Origin of the sequence: Pseudomonas putida (genome assembly GCF_001636055.1) — a bacterium.
GTDB lineage: Bacteria > Pseudomonadota > Gammaproteobacteria > Pseudomonadales > Pseudomonadaceae > Aquipseudomonas > Aquipseudomonas machongensis.
The window spans coordinates 1,567,226-1,581,745 of record NZ_CP011789.1; the positions used below are offsets into that span (position 1 = coordinate 1,567,226).

General features: G+C 64.8%; 16 protein-coding genes. 6 read left to right on the forward strand and 10 right to left on the reverse strand.

From position 1 onward, the window contains the following. Positions 1-45: 45 nt before the first annotated feature. Both AB688_RS07190 and AB688_RS07195 read right to left on the reverse strand, forming a co-directional pair. Positions 46-969: a FecR domain-containing protein gene (locus tag AB688_RS07190; RefSeq protein ID WP_063543113.1), complete on the reverse strand. Its 924-nt coding sequence runs from the start codon at positions 967-969 to the stop codon at positions 46-48. After that, a complete protein-coding gene (locus AB688_RS07195) occupies positions 966-1,460 on the reverse strand; it encodes a sigma-70 family RNA polymerase sigma factor (RefSeq protein WP_063543115.1) in 495 nt (164 codons plus the stop codon). Before AB688_RS07195 ends, AB688_RS07190 begins: the two co-directional genes overlap by 4 nt. Positions 1,461-1,675: 215 nt before the next feature. Between AB688_RS07195 and AB688_RS07200 the strand changes: the two genes are divergently transcribed. Genes AB688_RS07200 through AB688_RS07220 form a run of 5 tightly spaced genes read left to right on the forward strand, consistent with a single transcriptional unit; the run spans position 1,676 to position 5,403 of the window. Then, positions 1,676-1,981, forward strand: coding sequence for a DUF3649 domain-containing protein (locus tag AB688_RS07200; RefSeq protein WP_054893493.1), 306 nt, complete (start codon positions 1,676-1,678; stop codon positions 1,979-1,981). Further along, a complete protein-coding gene (locus AB688_RS07205) occupies positions 1,978-3,549 on the forward strand; it encodes a PepSY-associated TM helix domain-containing protein (RefSeq protein WP_063543117.1) in 1,572 nt (523 codons plus the stop codon). Before AB688_RS07200 ends, AB688_RS07205 begins: the two co-directional genes overlap by 4 nt. Beyond that, positions 3,549-3,875: a DUF3325 domain-containing protein gene (locus tag AB688_RS07210; RefSeq protein WP_063543119.1), complete on the forward strand. Its 327-nt coding sequence runs from the start codon at positions 3,549-3,551 to the stop codon at positions 3,873-3,875. The genes AB688_RS07205 and AB688_RS07210 overlap by 1 nt, the downstream gene beginning before the upstream one ends. After that, on the forward strand, positions 3,872-4,429 hold the full coding sequence (locus AB688_RS07215; protein ID WP_063543121.1) for an RNA polymerase sigma factor: 558 nt from the start codon (positions 3,872-3,874) through the stop codon (positions 4,427-4,429). The genes AB688_RS07210 and AB688_RS07215 overlap by 4 nt, the downstream gene beginning before the upstream one ends. Beyond that, positions 4,426-5,403: a FecR family protein gene (locus tag AB688_RS07220; RefSeq protein ID WP_063543123.1), complete on the forward strand. Its 978-nt coding sequence runs from the start codon at positions 4,426-4,428 to the stop codon at positions 5,401-5,403. Before AB688_RS07215 ends, AB688_RS07220 begins: the two co-directional genes overlap by 4 nt. 54 nt (positions 5,404-5,457) lie before the next feature. Here the strand turns inward: AB688_RS07220 and AB688_RS07225 are convergent, their stop codons facing one another. The 4 genes from AB688_RS07225 to AB688_RS07240 all read right to left on the reverse strand — a co-directional run bounded on the left by AB688_RS07225 (position 5,458) and on the right by AB688_RS07240 (position 9,267). Further along, the gene (locus AB688_RS07225) at positions 5,458-6,537 is read right to left on the reverse strand and encodes a polyamine ABC transporter substrate-binding protein (RefSeq protein WP_054893488.1); all 1,080 of its coding nucleotides are present in this window, start codon (positions 6,535-6,537) and stop codon (positions 5,458-5,460) included. Positions 6,538-6,593: 56 nt separating this feature from the next. Then, positions 6,594-6,935 (reverse strand): cupin domain-containing protein, encoded by a 342-nt coding sequence (locus AB688_RS07230; protein ID WP_054893487.1) that lies wholly within the window; start codon positions 6,933-6,935, stop codon positions 6,594-6,596. A gap of 33 nt (positions 6,936-6,968) precedes the next feature. Beyond that, positions 6,969-8,375, reverse strand: coding sequence for an NAD(P)/FAD-dependent oxidoreductase (locus AB688_RS07235; RefSeq protein WP_063543125.1), 1,407 nt, complete (start codon positions 8,373-8,375; stop codon positions 6,969-6,971). A gap of 67 nt (positions 8,376-8,442) precedes the next feature. Then, a complete protein-coding gene (locus tag AB688_RS07240; protein WP_172964791.1) occupies positions 8,443-9,267 on the reverse strand; it encodes an AraC family transcriptional regulator in 825 nt (274 codons plus the stop codon). Between the two features lie 241 nt (positions 9,268-9,508). Between AB688_RS07240 and AB688_RS07245 the strand changes: the two genes are divergently transcribed. Beyond that, positions 9,509-10,447 carry a hypothetical protein gene (locus AB688_RS07245; protein WP_063543127.1) on the forward strand — a complete coding sequence of 313 codons (939 nt, stop codon included), beginning with the start codon at positions 9,509-9,511 and terminating at the stop codon, positions 10,445-10,447. 169 nt (positions 10,448-10,616) lie between these two features. Here the strand turns inward: AB688_RS07245 and AB688_RS07250 are convergent, their stop codons facing one another. The 4 genes from AB688_RS07250 to AB688_RS07265 are packed head-to-tail and all read right to left on the reverse strand — an operon-like array spanning position 10,617 to position 14,511. Next, positions 10,617-11,585 carry a peptide ABC transporter ATP-binding protein gene (locus AB688_RS07250; protein ID WP_063543129.1) on the reverse strand — a complete coding sequence of 323 codons (969 nt, stop codon included), beginning with the start codon at positions 11,583-11,585 and terminating at the stop codon, positions 10,617-10,619. After that, positions 11,585-12,553: an ABC transporter ATP-binding protein gene (locus AB688_RS07255; protein ID WP_063543131.1), complete on the reverse strand. Its 969-nt coding sequence runs from the start codon at positions 12,551-12,553 to the stop codon at positions 11,585-11,587. The genes AB688_RS07250 and AB688_RS07255 overlap by 1 nt, the downstream gene beginning before the upstream one ends. Before the next feature lie 10 nt (positions 12,554-12,563). Continuing rightward, a complete protein-coding gene (locus AB688_RS07260; protein ID WP_054893481.1) occupies positions 12,564-13,490 on the reverse strand; it encodes an ABC transporter permease subunit in 927 nt (308 codons plus the stop codon). A 10-nt stretch (positions 13,491-13,500) separates the two neighbouring features. After that, positions 13,501-14,511, reverse strand: coding sequence for an ABC transporter permease subunit (locus AB688_RS07265; RefSeq protein WP_054893480.1), 1,011 nt, complete (start codon positions 14,509-14,511; stop codon positions 13,501-13,503). Positions 14,512-14,520 lie beyond the last annotated feature (9 nt).

The window sequence follows — 14,520 nt, forward strand, 5'->3', positions numbered from 1 at the left end:
AAGCGAAATGGCTCAGGTTGGAAGAAAATAGTTGTCGGCACAGGCTCAAACCGCCTCGACCTTGACCCAGTACCGGGTGAATCGCCGCACCCGTACCGGCAAGGCGACTTCCAGCATCTCCAGGATCCGCTCACTGTCATCCAGTGGGTACGACCCGGAAATCCGCAGCCCGGCGACCTGCTCGCTGCAGCCCAGTTGTCCGTGGCGATAGCGTGAAAGCTCGGCGAGAAACTCGCCCAGGCGCATCTGCGAGACCACCAGCATTCCATCGACCCAGGCGCCGATGTTGCGATCCAGCGCGCCGATACCTTGCCAATGGCCCGCTGCCAGGCGGGCTTGCTGACCGGCGAGCAACACTTGGCCCTGTAGCCGAGCCATGCCGCTGAACACCGAGACCAGGCTGTAGCCCTCGAACTGACGCACGTTGAAGCGGCCGCTGTCGAGGTGCAGGCTGCCATCGTCGCTGCGCAACACCAGCGGGCGGGTATCGCGGGCGACGTCTAGCGACAACTCACCCTCGAGCAGGCGCACGTAACGTTGCTGCCCATCGAACCGCACATCGGCGGCGCTGCGGGTGTTCAGTCGCAACAGGCTGCCGTCGTCCAGCGGCAGGCGTCGGCGCTGGCCCACGGGGCTGCGGTAGTCGGCCATCAGCCCTGGCAACGGATTGTGTGATTGCAATCCGAGCCCGGTGGCACTGGCCACGCCCGCCAGCAGTAACGCCTTGAGCGCGCGACGCCGGGCCGGGGAGGGCGGTGCCTGCAAGGTGGCGTGCACCACGGGCGAGGTCGCACCACGCAGCCGCTGGTTGACCTGCTGGATGTGCGCCCAGGCGCGCTGGTGTTCGCCGTCAGCCTGCAACCAGTGTTCGAATGCCTGCTGCTGGGCCGGGTCGAAATCGGCCCCCTGTGATTCGATCAGCCAGTGCACCGCCTGCTCGGCAACCTGGGGTGAGATGCCTGTGCTCACAGGGCGAAATAGCAGCGCAGGGCTGCCTTGTGCAGGTAGCGTTTGACTGTCGCCAGGGAGATACCCAGTTCACGGCCGATCTCGGCTTGGCCCAGGCCATCGACCTGGGCCAGCAGAAACGCGCGCTTGACCAGCGGCGGCAGGTCATCGAGCAGGCGGTCGAGTTCGAGCAGGGTTTCGAAGATCAGCGCCTTGTCTTCCTCGCTGGGTGCCAGGCGTTCGGGCACCTGGGCCAGGGCTTCGAGGTAGGCGCGCTCCAGCTCCTGACGGCGAAAATGGTTGCACAGTACGCGCTTGGCGACGGTGGCGAGAAAGGCCCGAGGTTCGATCAACTGTGGCGCTTCGCGGGCCTGGAGCAAGCGCACGTAGGTGTCCTGGGCCAGGTCGGCGGCGCTCTGCGGGCAGCCCAGGCGACGGCGCAGCCAACCGGTCAGCCAGTTGTGGTGAGCGTGGTAGAGGCCTTCGACGGTGGAGGAGAGGGCACTGGACACCGAGGTGACTCCGGCGTCCGATGACGCGATTGGGAGTAAGAATTGTTCGCATTGTATTCCGGGCGACAGGGTGTAGCAATCCTGTTCGACCTGCGGGGTATTCGGGGGCAAACCCGGCTAAACAGAGATCGCAGCAGCTCATCTCCAATCTTTGCTTATGAGAATTGAAATCATTACTATTGCACCCTCTTGACCTTGCCCCGGACCGTCGCCCCATGAAAAGCAAAGCCGCCGGCCTGCCCCTGAGCTACCGCCTGGCTGTGACCTCGCGCAGCCTGGCTGCGTTGTTGGGCGGCTACCTGCTGGCCTCGGCGGCCAGCGTCTGTGTCAGCCTGCTGATGCCCGGCGCCCAGGTCGATGCGGCACTGACCGGGATGATGCTGTCGTTCGTGTTCTACCTGCTCGCCTTCATCTGGTGCTTCGCCTGCCGCAGCGCATTGCGCGCCTGGCTGGGCGTATTGCTGCCGAGCCTGGTGCTGGGCGCGATCGGCGGGCTGGCTTACTGGATGAAGAACCCATGAAAGAGGGCTTCCGCCAGGCCATGGCCTGGCTGCATACCTGGACCGGCCTGATCTTCGGCTGGCTGTTGTTCGCCATCTTCCTCACCGGCACGCTTGCCTACTTCAAGGAAGAGATCAACCACTGGACCAAACCGGAAATCCACAGCCATCCGCTGAATCCGGCGGCCAGCCTGGAGATGGCGCAGCGCTACCTGCAAGCCAACGCCGCCGATGCCAGCACCTGGTTCATCCGCCTGCCCAGCGAGCGCGAGGCGGCGCTGAGTGTCGGCTATCGCGATCCCAGCGCCGGTGGCCGACGCGGCTTCACCAGCAAGGAGCTGGACGCGGCCAGCGGCGAGGTGGTCGAGGGCCGCGACAGCCGTGGCGGCGACTTCTTCTACCGTTTCCATTTCCAGTTGGAGATGCCCCACCCCTGGGGGCGCTGGCTGTCGACCTTCTGTGCCTTCATCATGCTGCTGGGGCTGGTGACCGGGATCATCACGCACAAGAAGATCTTCAAGGAGTTCTTCACCTTCCGTCCCGGCAAGGGCCAGCGCTCATGGCTCGATGGCCACAACGCCATTGGCGTGCTGGTACTGCCCTTCCACCTGATGATCAGCTACAGCAGCCTGGTGATCTTCATGTACATGGTCATGCCGGCCGGAATCATGGCCAGCTATGGCAGCCCCAACGGTTATTTCAACGACCTGTTCGGCCGTGACGAGGTGCCGAAGGTGGCCGGGGTGGCCACGCCGCTGGTCCCACTGTCGAGCCTGTACGCCAAGGTCCAGGAGCAAGCGCCAGGCGCACGCATGGGCTTCATTCAGGTGCAGAATCCTGGCGACCAGAATGCCCGTGTCACCTTGAACCGTGCCTCGGCCGACAGTGTCGCGTACAAGCGCAGCGCCAACTGGACCTTCGACGGTGCCACCGGTGCACTGCTTACCCAAGGTGCGCCGGAAAGCGCCGCGATGATGACCTCCTTTACCTTTGTCGGTCTGCACATGGGCAACTTCGCCGGGCCATGGCTGCGCTGGTTGTACTTCGTCTTCGGTGTCGCCGGCACGGCGGTGATCGGCACTGGCCTTGTGATGTGGCTGGGCAAGCGTCAGCTCAAGCATGCCAAGAGCGAGCGCATGCCTGCGGAGCTGCGCCTGGTCGAGGTGCTCAACATTGCAAGCATGAGCGGCCTGCTGCTGGGCGTGGCGGCGTTCTTCTGGGCCAATCGCCTGCTGCCGATCGGGCTGCAAGGGCGCGCCGACTGGGAGGTCAATGCGTTCTTCATGGTCTGGGCACTGTCGCTGCTTCACGCCATGCTGCGCCCCGGTCGTCGCGCCTGGGGCGAGCAGTTGGCGCTGGGTGCCGTGGTGTTCGCTGCGTTGCCGCTGCTCAATGCCGTGACCACAGGCCAAGGCCTGGACCATTCGCTGATCGCCGGTGACTGGGCGATGGCCGGCTTCGATCTCACGGCCCTGGCCACCGGGCTGTTCCTCGGCTGGGCGGCCGGCAAGATGCTGCGCGCGCCCAAGCCAGTCGCCAAGCGCTCGGCCAAGGTCAAGGCCCGCACCGAAACCGTGGAGGCGAGCTGATGCTGAGCCTGGCCCTGTTCACCTTTGCCGGCCTGGCTGCCTTGTGCCTGGCCATGGAAAAACACTTCACCGACCTGCTGGGTCGCAAGCCGCGGCCGGCCCAGTTGCGTGCCTTGCGCATCGCCGGCTGGCTGCTGCTGGTGCTGTCGGCGGTACTGGCGGTGCACTTGCGTGGCTGGGCGCTGGGGCTGGTGGAGTGGACGGCCGTGTTGATGGCCGGGCTCACCCTCTGGGTATTCGGCCTGCCGTACCAACCCCGCCTGCTGCTGAGCCTGGCGGCGGCGAGCCTGGTGTTGGCGCCGGTCGTGGCGGTGTTCGGCGCGTGAGCGAGCCCGACCTCGACGAGGCCGGTGGCCGGGCGCGCTTCCTGCAGGTGTTCCTGGCCCAGCGCGGGCGCATGGAGGCGCTGGTCAGCCGGCGCGTTGGCTGTCGTGCCACGGCCTCGGACCTGGTCCAGGAACTGTTCCTGCGCTTCTGGCGTCGGCCTGCGGTCAAGGTCGAGGCGCTCGACACCTACCTCTTGCGCTGCGCCGGCAACCTGGCGATCGACCACCTGCGCAGCGAAGGCAGTCGCGGTCGGTTCACCGAAGGGCTGTCGATCAGCGACGAGGCGCTCTCGGCCCAGGCGCCAGAGCAGGCGCTGGAGGTCGATCACGATCTGCGCCGCATCGAGCAGGCCCTGCGCGCCTTGCCGGAACGTACGCGACAGATCTTCCTGCTCAACCGCATCCACGGCTGCAAGTACGGCGAGATCGCCAAGGCCATGCAGGTGTCCCAGAGTGCGGTGGAAAAGCATATGATGCGCGCCCTCGAAGCGTGCAAGGCGAGTGTCGCCGAGCCCGCTACCCCATTGCGCAGGCCAGGGAGCGACCGTCGATGAGCCAGCCCTATCCGATCACCGCCGAACAGTCGCGCATGGCCCTGGGCTGGCTGAGCCGCATCAACGAGCATCCTCCGGCAGCCGAAGGCGCTGAGTTCAAGCGCTGGTTGTTGGCCGATCCGGCGCACCGCGCCGCCTATGCCGAGGCCCAGGCCCTGTGGCAACAGAGCGAAGCGCCCGCCGCGCGTCTGGCCGCAGAGGAACGCGAGGGCCTCGAGCACTACCTGCAGGCCATGCGCCGACCGAAAGCCCGCTGGGGGCGGCGTGGCGGAGCACTGGCGGCAGCGGCCTGTCTGGTGCTGGCGCTGGGCAGCCTGGCCGGTTGGCAGCCGCAATACTGGTTGCAGGACCTGCGCGCCGACTATCGCAGTGACGAGCATGTGCGCCAGGTCACCCTGGCCGACCAGTCACGCCTGACCTTGGATGCCAACAGCGCTGTGGTCGTGGATTTCGACCATGGCGAGCGGCGCGTACGCCTGCTGCGCGGCGCGGCGTTCTTCGAGGTGACCCACACCGGCGCGCCGTTCCTGGTCGATGCGGCGGGTGGCGAAGTGCGGGTGCTGGGCACTCAGTTCGAGGTACGCGGGCAGGGCGACGGCGCCCAGGTTACCGTGCGCAGTGGACGGGTGGCGGTGACACCGATTACCGGCGCCGTGGCGCGTGAGCTGACCGCCAACCAGCAACTGGACTATGCCCAGGGCGTGGCGGGGGCGATCAGTGCCGTGGACAGTGAAAGTCGCCTGGCCTGGCGCCAGGGCTGGCTGAACTATTACCAGGTGCCGCTGGCGCAGGTGGTCGAGGACCTGGGACGGTATTACCCGGGGCGTATCCTGTTGCTCGACGAGGCCTTGGCGCAACGCAAGGTCAGCGGCAGTTTCCCGGTGGATGAGCCCATGCTGGCGCTGGCGTCGTTGGGCAAGGTGATGGGCTTCGTGCCGCAGACACTGTTCGGGCGGGTGACGGTGGTGCGCTGAAATCACCTGTACCCCCACAGACACCCTGGTGTCTGCGGGGGGAGAGGCGGAGCTTCAGTTACCCGCTTTGATGCTGGTCCAGAGCCGCGTACGAATGCGGTCGATCTTCGCCGGCATCGCTTCCAGGGCGAACAGCTTGCCCATCACATCCGCGCTTGGGTAGATCATGGTGTTCTGCTTGAGCGCCGGATCGACCAGAGCATCGGCCTTGGCGTTGCCGTTGGCGTACTGCACCGAGTTACTGATGCCGGCCATCACCTCAGGCTGCAGCAGGTAGTTCATGTAGGCGTAGCCTGCCTTCTCGTCCGGAGCGTCGGCCGGCATGGCGACCATGTCGAACCACAGCGGTGCACCCTCCTTGGGAATCGAGTAACCCACCTTCACCCCGTTCTTCGCATCGTCGGCGCTGTTCTTGGCCTGCAGCACGTCGCCGGAAAAACCGACCACCACGCAGATGTTGCCGTTGGCCAGGTCGCCGGTGTACTTCGAGGAGTGGAAGTAGCTTATGTACGGACGTACTTTCATCAGCAGTGCCTGGGCTTTCTTGTAGTCATCGGGATTCTGACTGTGCGGCGGCAGGCCCAGATAGTTCAGGGCGATCGGCAGCAACTCCGGGCCGTTGTCGAGCATGGCCACGCCACAGCTCTTGAGCTTTTCCATGTTCTCGGGCTTGAACACCAGGTCCCACGAATCGACCGGTGCCTTGTCGCCTAGCACGGCCTTGACCTTGTCGATGTTGTAGCCGATGCCGGTGCTGCCCCACAGGTACGGGAAGCCGTACTGGTTGCCGGGGTCGTTCACCTCCAGCGCCTTGAGCAGCACCGGGTTGAGGTTCTGCCAGTTCGGCAGCTGGCTCTTGTCGAGCTTCTTCAGGGCCTTGCCCTGGATCTGCCGGGCCATGAAGTGGTTGGAGGGGAAGACCACGTCGTAACCGGAGTTGCCGGTCATCAGCTTGCCGTCGAGGGTTTCGTTGCTGTCGTAGACATCGTAGGTGGGCACGATGCCGGTGGCTTTCTGGAAGTTCTGCAGCGTGTCGGGTGCGATGTAGCTGGACCAGTTGTAGATCTTCACCGAGTCGGCGGCACTGGCGACGCCAGCAGCCAGCATCAGGGGGGCGAGGAGGAGTTTGCGCATGTCCGGTTTACCTTGCTTTGTCTGTTGTTATCGAAGAACGGCAGGCGATCAGCGGATCAGAAAATCAGTACGTAGGTCTTGCGCACGGTTTCCTGGATATCCCAGATCCCGGTGCTGTTGGCCGGTAGCATCAGTGCGTCTCCGGCTTCTATGACCAGGGGCTCGCCACCGTCGGGGGTGAAGGTGCAGCGGCCCTTGATGAAATGGCAGAACTCCTGTTGCACGATCTGCCGGCGCCAGCGCCCGGGCGTACATTCCCAGATACCGGTTTCGACGCCATCGTTGCGTTCGACGCAGGTGACCGAGGTCACTGCGACGGGTTCTCCGAGGGGGACGGCGACCGGGTTGGAGGTTTCCAGCGCGGCGCTGTCGGTGTGCTTGAACTGGGTGATGCTCATGACTGCAGGATCTCTTGTGGTAGTGGGTGCAACTCAGTGCATGAAACCTTCCATGAATCCGGCCAGGGCGCTGGCCAGGCGCCGCCGCCAGGCCGGGCTGGCCGGGTTGGCGAGGGTGCGGTCCTCGTGGACGAAACTCTGGATGATCGCGTTGTAGCCTAGCCAGCGGCAGGGCTCGGGCGGCCAACTGGCCAGGCTCGACAGCGGGCGGTTGTCGTGGACCCAGGGCTGGGCTGTCAGTTCGTTGTGCTGGCCGAGAATCAGTGCTGCGAGCGTGCGCCCGCCCAGGTTGGTGGCGCCGACACCTTCGCCGCCATAGCCACCCGAGAGCGCCAGGCCGCGTTGACGGTCGCACAGCATGTGCGGACGGAAACGCCGCGCCATCCCCAGGTTGCCGCCCCAGGAGTGGGTGATGCGCACGTTCTTCAGGTGTGGGAACAGCTCGCCGAACAGATAGCGGCGCAGCTCGATCTCGGCGTCGCTGAGGCTGAAGTCCTCGCGCAGGCGGCCACCGAAGCGATACCCGCCGCGGGCGCCGAACACCAGGCGGTTGTCGGTGGTGCGCTGACCGTAGGTGACCTGGCGGCTGCCTTCGCTGAAGGCCTGGCCCTGGCTCAGGCCGATCTGCTCCCAGGCCGATTCCGGCAGCGGCTCGGTGGCCACCAGCAGGCTTTGCACGGGCAGTTGATGGCGACCCAGCGGCGGCAGGCTGGCGGCGTAGCCTTCGACCGCCGGCACGACCCATTGGCAACGGACCTTGGCCTGGGCGGTGCGCACTTCACCGGTCTGCCAGTCGCTGGCCGGGGTGTTTTCGTAGATGGGCACGCCCATGCCCTCGACCACGCGTGCCAGGCCGCGCACCAGCTTGGCGGGCTGGATGGTCGCGACGTGGGGGCTGAAGATCGCGCCGTAGGCGTTGCTGACCCGCAGTTGTCCGGCCAGTTGTTCGGGCTTGAGCCAGCGATAGTCGTCTTCGTTCATGCCCTGGCGGTACAGGTCGTCGAGATAGGCACGCAGGCTGCGCTCCTGCTCCGGGTAGCGGGCGGCGCAGTAGATGACCCCACCCTTGCGGTAGTCGCAGTCGATGCCTTCGCGTTGCAGCACGCCGTGCACTTCGTCGGGGATGGCGTGCAGCAGGTCGACGCTGGCGCGGCGTTGCTGTGGGGAAAGGGTGGCCAGCAGACGGTCTTCGCCCAGCAGGTTGCCCATCAGCCAGCCGCCGTTGCGCCCGGAGGCGCCGAAGCCTGCGGTGTTGGCCTCGAGGATGGCGATGCGCAGGTCCGGGGCCTGGCGCTTGAGGTAGTAGGCTGTCCACAGGCCGGTATAGCCGGCGCCGATGATGCACACGTCGACATCCAGGTCCTGCTGCAGCGACGGGCGAGCGTCGAGCGGCTCGTCGAGCTGGTCCATCCAGAGGCTGATAGTGCGCCAGGCTTGCATCAGGTACTGCTCCCACTTCCGTTCAAGGTTCTGGGAGCGATGCTAGTAGTGCGGGCGCTTCGCTGTCTTACGTGCGTGCACGCAGAGAAATCTGCTTCACGTAGGCCTTGGGCGAGAGCCCGGTGTGTTCGCGGAAGCACTTGTAGAAAGCCGACAGCGAATTGAAGCCGGCGTCGAAAGCCAGTTCGTCGATGGGGGCTCGGCAGCCTGCGCTTTCGAGCCCGGCCAGAAGATGCTGCAGGCGGGCCTGGTTGACGTAGCGGTAGAAACTCTGGCCGAGCACCTGGTTGAGCAGGTAGGAAATCTGGTTGCGGCTATAGCCGCTTTCTTCTGCCACCTGCTGCAGGTCCAGTTCAGGGTCAAGGTAGGGACGTTGGGCCTGGAAATAGTGTTCGAGGTCCTGGGCCATGGTGCTCAACTGGCGGGGCGAAAGACCCAGGCGGCTGGTGGCGGGACGCGGCCCGGACGCGCTGGCACCCTTGCCGTCGCGGCGGATCAGCGTGCCGTATTCATTGACCCGCCAGATCAGGTTGTCCTTGACCGTGATCGCCTCGCTGGACTGGAAAGCCACCAGGCCTTCACCGCCCTGGACCGTCACCTGGTACTGGATGAAGGCTGTGCAACCGTCGACCCGGATGCGGTCGCTGTGGACGATGTCCTCCCCCGCTTCGTGCGGCAACGAGACGCGCACGTACTCGCGCAGCTCATCGAAGCCGAGCACGCGGTTCTGGAAAAAGTCGTGGTATTGGATTTCCGGGTGATACAGCGCCATGACCCCATCCAGGTCACGATGCTTCCAGCACAAGTGGTAGCGCATGACGACTTCCGCAGTGAGCGGGGTCTGGGCGGGGCCGTCTGGAAGGAGAGTGGCGGTCATGGGCCGATAATGCATCGGGCTGCTTCAGCCGACAAGGGCGTGCAGTCTGACCGTTGAGGCCCGAGGGCTGTGGATACTGCATAACGCCCTGTTCAACTGGGTGGGTTCGGGCGATTCGCACGATCCTAGGAAGTGGTTTTTGCCTAAGTGCTTGATTTAGTTGGGAGTCATTTTTTGTCACAACTGGCACGCGCGCTGCACCAATCGAGTGGCAAACAAAACGGAAGTTTTGCTCACCCTCATAAGGCGCCGAATCATGATTACCACTGCCGATCTGCCAACTGCTGTCTCCGAGGCCCCGAACCGCTCGGGCGTTTCCTGGGCTGCCATCTTCGCCGGTGCCGCTGCTGCGGCTGCGTTGTCGTTGATCCTCGTGATACTGGGCGCGGGCCTGGGCTTTGCCGCCTCCTCGCCTTGGGCCAACGAAGGTGCCAGCGCCAAGGCGCTGGGGATATCCACCATTGTGTGGCTGCTGATTACCCAGATCCTCGCCTCCGGGCTGGGCGGGTACATGGCTGGCCGCTTGCGAGTGAAGTGGGCCAACCTGCACGGTGACGAGGTGTATTTCCGCGATACCGCCCATGGCTTCCTGTCTTGGGCCATCGCGACCCTGGTCACGGTGTTGATGGTCGTGTCTTCGGCAGGGGGGCTTGCCAGTGCTGGTGCTTCGGCGGGTGCTGCTGCCGCCTCGGGTGCCGTGGCCAGCGTTTCCATGAATGATGACAAGAGCAAGCCTTCAGGCGCCGCCGACCCTATGGGCTACTACGTAGATCGTCTATTCCGTGGCGACGGCCCGGTCGCGGTAAGCGAGGATGCGGCCAATGGCGTGGCCAGCCGGATCCTGATCCGCGGCCTGGCTGCCGATGGCGGGATGGCTGCCGAGGATCGCACCTACCTGGCGCAACTGGTGGCCCAGCGTACTCGCCTGACCCAGGCCGAGGCCCAGGCCCGCGTCGAGCAAGTCTATGAAGAGGCGCGTCAGGATGCCGCGCAGGCCAAGCAGGCTGCGCAGGAAGCTGCCGAGACAGCAGCGAAGGTTGCGGCCTGGACCGCCATCTGGACCTTCATTGCCCTGCTGTGCGGTGCGTTCTTCGCAAGCTTCGCAGCCTTGTTCGGTGGTCGCCTGCGTGACCGTGCTCGTTGGGTCGAAGAAGACCCGCGTGCCCTGCATGCTTCGACCACTGTTGTCCGTTAATTCGAATTCACGACTGGAGGAACCATCATGCGCTCGATTCTGCTCTGGATGCTTGGGGTGCCAATCCCGGTGATCATTCTGATCGCGATCTTCATGCACTAATAGAAAAGGGCCGCTAATGCGGCCCTTCTCGCAACTGTAAAACCCGCAGAAGCGGCTTTATGCCGCTTTACAGGAACTGCTCAGCATAGTGACACGCCACCTGCCGCGTCCCGACCTGCCTGAACGCCGGAATCTCCTTGCCACAACGCTCGGTGGCATAGGGGCAGCGCTTGTGGAAGGCGCAGCCATCAGGCGGGTTCAGCGGGTTGGGCAGCTCACCGGCGATGCGGATCTTCGGCTTCAGCGGGTCGGGGTGAATGGCCGGAGTCGCCGAGAGCAGTGCCTGGGTGTAGGGATGCAGCGGCTTCTCGTAGATATCTTCCTTCGGCCCCATTTCCGCCGGGCGCCCCAGGTACATCACCAGCACCTGGTCAGCGACATGCCGCACCACCGCGAGGTTGTGCGAGATGAACACATAGGCGGTGTTGAACTCTTTCTGCAGGTCCATGAACAGGTTCAGGACCTGGGCCTGGATCGACACATCGAGCGCCGAGGTGGGTTCGTCCGCGACCAGTACCTTGGGCTGCAGCATCATGGCCCGGGCCAGGGCGATACGCTGGCGCTGACCGCCGGAGAACATGTGCGGGTAGCGCTGGTAGTGCTCGGGGCGCAGACCGACCTGCTGCATCATCTTCTGCACTTTGTTGCGGCGCTCGGTCTTGCTCAGCGAGGTATTGATCAGCAGCGGCTCGGCCAGTTGGTCGCCGATCTTCTGCCGCGGATTGAGTGAGGCATAGGGGCTCTGGAAGACCATCTGCACATCACGGCGCAGTTGCTTGCGCTGGGCCTTGTCGGCGCCGTTGACCTCGGTGCCGGCAATTTGCAGCGAGCCTGAGGACGGCTCTTCGATCAGGGTCAGGGCACGGGCGAGGGTGGACTTGCCGCAGCCAGACTCGCCGACCACGGCCAGGGTCTTGCCGGCCTCCAGTTCGAACGACACGCCATTGAGCGCGCGCACCAGTGCATGGCCCTTGAACAGGCCGCGGGAGACTTCGTAGTGACGGGTCAGTTCACGGGCGGACAGAACGACAGTCATCACGCCACCTCCTGGTTCAACGGGTAGAAGCAGCGCACCAGGCTGTGGGCCTGGGGATCGAGGGCCGGACGCTGTGCCCGGCAGTTGTCACGGACATAAGGGCAGCGCGGCGACAGCAGGCAACCCTGGGGGCGGTCATAGCGCCCAGGCACGATGCCGGGCAGTGTGGCCAGCCGTTCGGCGCCGATGCTGTGCTCGGGGATCGCCGCCAGCAGCGCTTCGCTGTAAGGGTGTGCGGGGATGTCGAACAGTTCCGGCACCTGGCCCACTTCCACTGCCTGTCCTGCATACATCACGCACACACGCCTGGCGGTTTCGGCGACCACTGCCAGGTCGTGGGTGATCAGGATGAGCGCCATGTTGCGCTCCTTCTGCAGGTTGACCAGCAGTTCCATGATCTGTGCCTGAATGGTCACATCGAGGGCGGTGGTCGGTTCGTCGGCGATCAGCAGCTTGGGTTCGCCAGCAATCGCCATGGCGATCGCGACGCGCTGGCTCATGCCGCCGGAGAGCTGGTGCGGGTAAGCGTCAAGACGGCTTTCGGCGGCCGGGATCTCGACTTTCTTGAGCAGCTCCAACGCGCGCTGGCGCGCCGCCTTGCCCTTCAGACCGAGGTGTTGGCGTAGCACTTCCTCGATCTGGTAGCCCACGGTGTAGCTGGGATTGAGTGCGGTCATCGGGTCCTGGAAGACCATGGCGATGTCCTTGCCTACCACCTTGCGCCGTTGACGACCGCTGAGCTTGAGCATGTCGGTGCCGTCGAAGGTGAGGCTGTCGGCGGTGATGCGGCCGGGGGCGTCGATCAGGCCCATCAGGGCCATCATGGTCACCGACTTGCCGGAGCCGGACTCGCCGACGATGGCGAGGATCTCGCCGGCGTCCACCGACAGGTCGAGGCCGTCTACCACAGGTACGGCATTGGTGTCGCCGAAGCGCACGTTCAGGTTGTTGATCTGCAACAGTGACATGGCGCTCTCCTCAGGCGGCGTTCTTGAGTTTCGGGTCCAGCGCGTCGCGCAGGCCGTCGCCCATCAGGTTGATTGCCAGCACGCTGAGCAGGATCGTCAGGCCAGGCAGGCTCACCACCCACCAGGCGCGCTCGATGTAGTCGCGAGCAGAGGCCAGCATGGTGCCCCACTCAGGCGTGGGCGGCTGGACGCCGAGGCCGAGGAAGCCCAGGGCAGCGGCGTCGAGGATCGCCGAGGAGAAGCTCAAGGTAGCCTGCACGATCAGCGGTGCCATGCAGTTGGGCAGCACGGTGACGAACATCAGGCGTGGCAGGCTGGCACCGGCCAGACGTGCGGCGGTGACGTAGTCACGGTTCAGCTCGCCCATCACCGCGGCACGGGTCAGGCGTACGTAGGAGGGCAGCGACACCACGGCAATGGCGATCACGGTGTTGATCAGGCCAGGGCCGAGGATGGCGACGATGGCCACGGCCAGCAGCAGCGAAGGCAGGGCCAGCATCACGTCCATCAGGCGCATGATCGACGGGCCGAGCAGACGCGGGAAGAAACCGGCGAACAAGCCCAGCAGGATGCCGGGGATCAGCGACATCACCACCGATGACAGGCCGATCAGCAGCGACAGGCGTGCGCCCTGAATAAGGCGCGAGAGCAGGTCGCGGCCCAGTTCGTCGGTGCCGAGGATGAATTGCCAGGTGCCGCCCTCGAGCCAGACCGGCGGGGTCAGCAGAAAGTCGCGGTATTGCTCGCTGGGGTTGTGTGGCGCGACCCAGGGGGCGAACAGCGCACAGAACACGATCAGGCACATGAAGACCAGGCCTGCCACTGCGCCCTTGTTGCGCGAGAAGGCCTGCCAGAACTCCTTGTACGGGGAGGGGTAGAGCTGGCTGTGGTCGGCGGTGGGAGCCTGGGTCACAGCGTTGGAAGTCGGGTTAGTCATGGCGGGGCCCTCAGCGCTGATGACGGATGCGTGGGTTGGCCAGGCCGTAGAGGATATCCACGACGAAGTTGACCAGGATCACCAGGCAGGCGATCAACAGGATGCCGTTCTGGACCACGGGGTAGTCACGGGCGCCGATGGCTTCGATCAGCCATTTGCCAATGCCCGGCCAGGAGAAGATGGTTTCGGTGAGCACGGCACCGGCGAGCAGTGTGCCGACCTGCAGGCCGAACACCGTCAGCACCGGGATCAGCGCATTGCGCAAGCCGTGCACGAACACCACGCGGGCCGGCGACAGGCCCTTGGCGCGGGCGGTACGGATGTAGTCTTCGCGCAGCACCTCGAGCATCGAGGAGCGAGTCATGCGGGCGATCACCGCCAGCGGGATGGTCCCGAGCACGATGGTCGGCAGGATCAGGTGCATGAACGCATCCTTGAACGAGCCTTCATCGCCCACCAGCAGCGTGTCGATCAGCATGAAGCCGGTCACCGGCTCGACGTCGTACAGCGGGTCGATGCGCCCGGACACGGGCGTCCAGCCCATGCTCACCGACGAGAACATGATGAGGATCAGGCCCCACCAGAAAATGGGCATGGAATAGCCGGCGAGCGAGACGCCCATCACCCCATGGTCGAATAACGATCCGCGCTTGAGCGCCGCGATCACCCCGGCCAACAGGCCGAAGACCCCGGCGAAGATCAATGCGCAGAACGCCAACTCCAGCGTCGCGGGGAACAGCGTGGTGAACTCGTTCCACACGCTCTCGCGCGAGCGCAGCGATTCGCCGAGATCGCCCTGGGCGAGCTTGCCGATGTAATCCATGTACTGGGCTGGCAGGGGTTTGTTCAGGCCAAGGCGTTCCATGGCTTGGGCGTGCATTTCAGGGTCCACCCTGCGCTCGCCCATCATCACTTCCACCGGGTCGCCGGGGATCAGGCGTATGAGCGCGAAGGTCAGCAGGGTGATACCGAAGAAGGTCGGTATCAGCAGGCCCAGGCGCCGGGCAATAAAACTCAACATCGTCGGAGG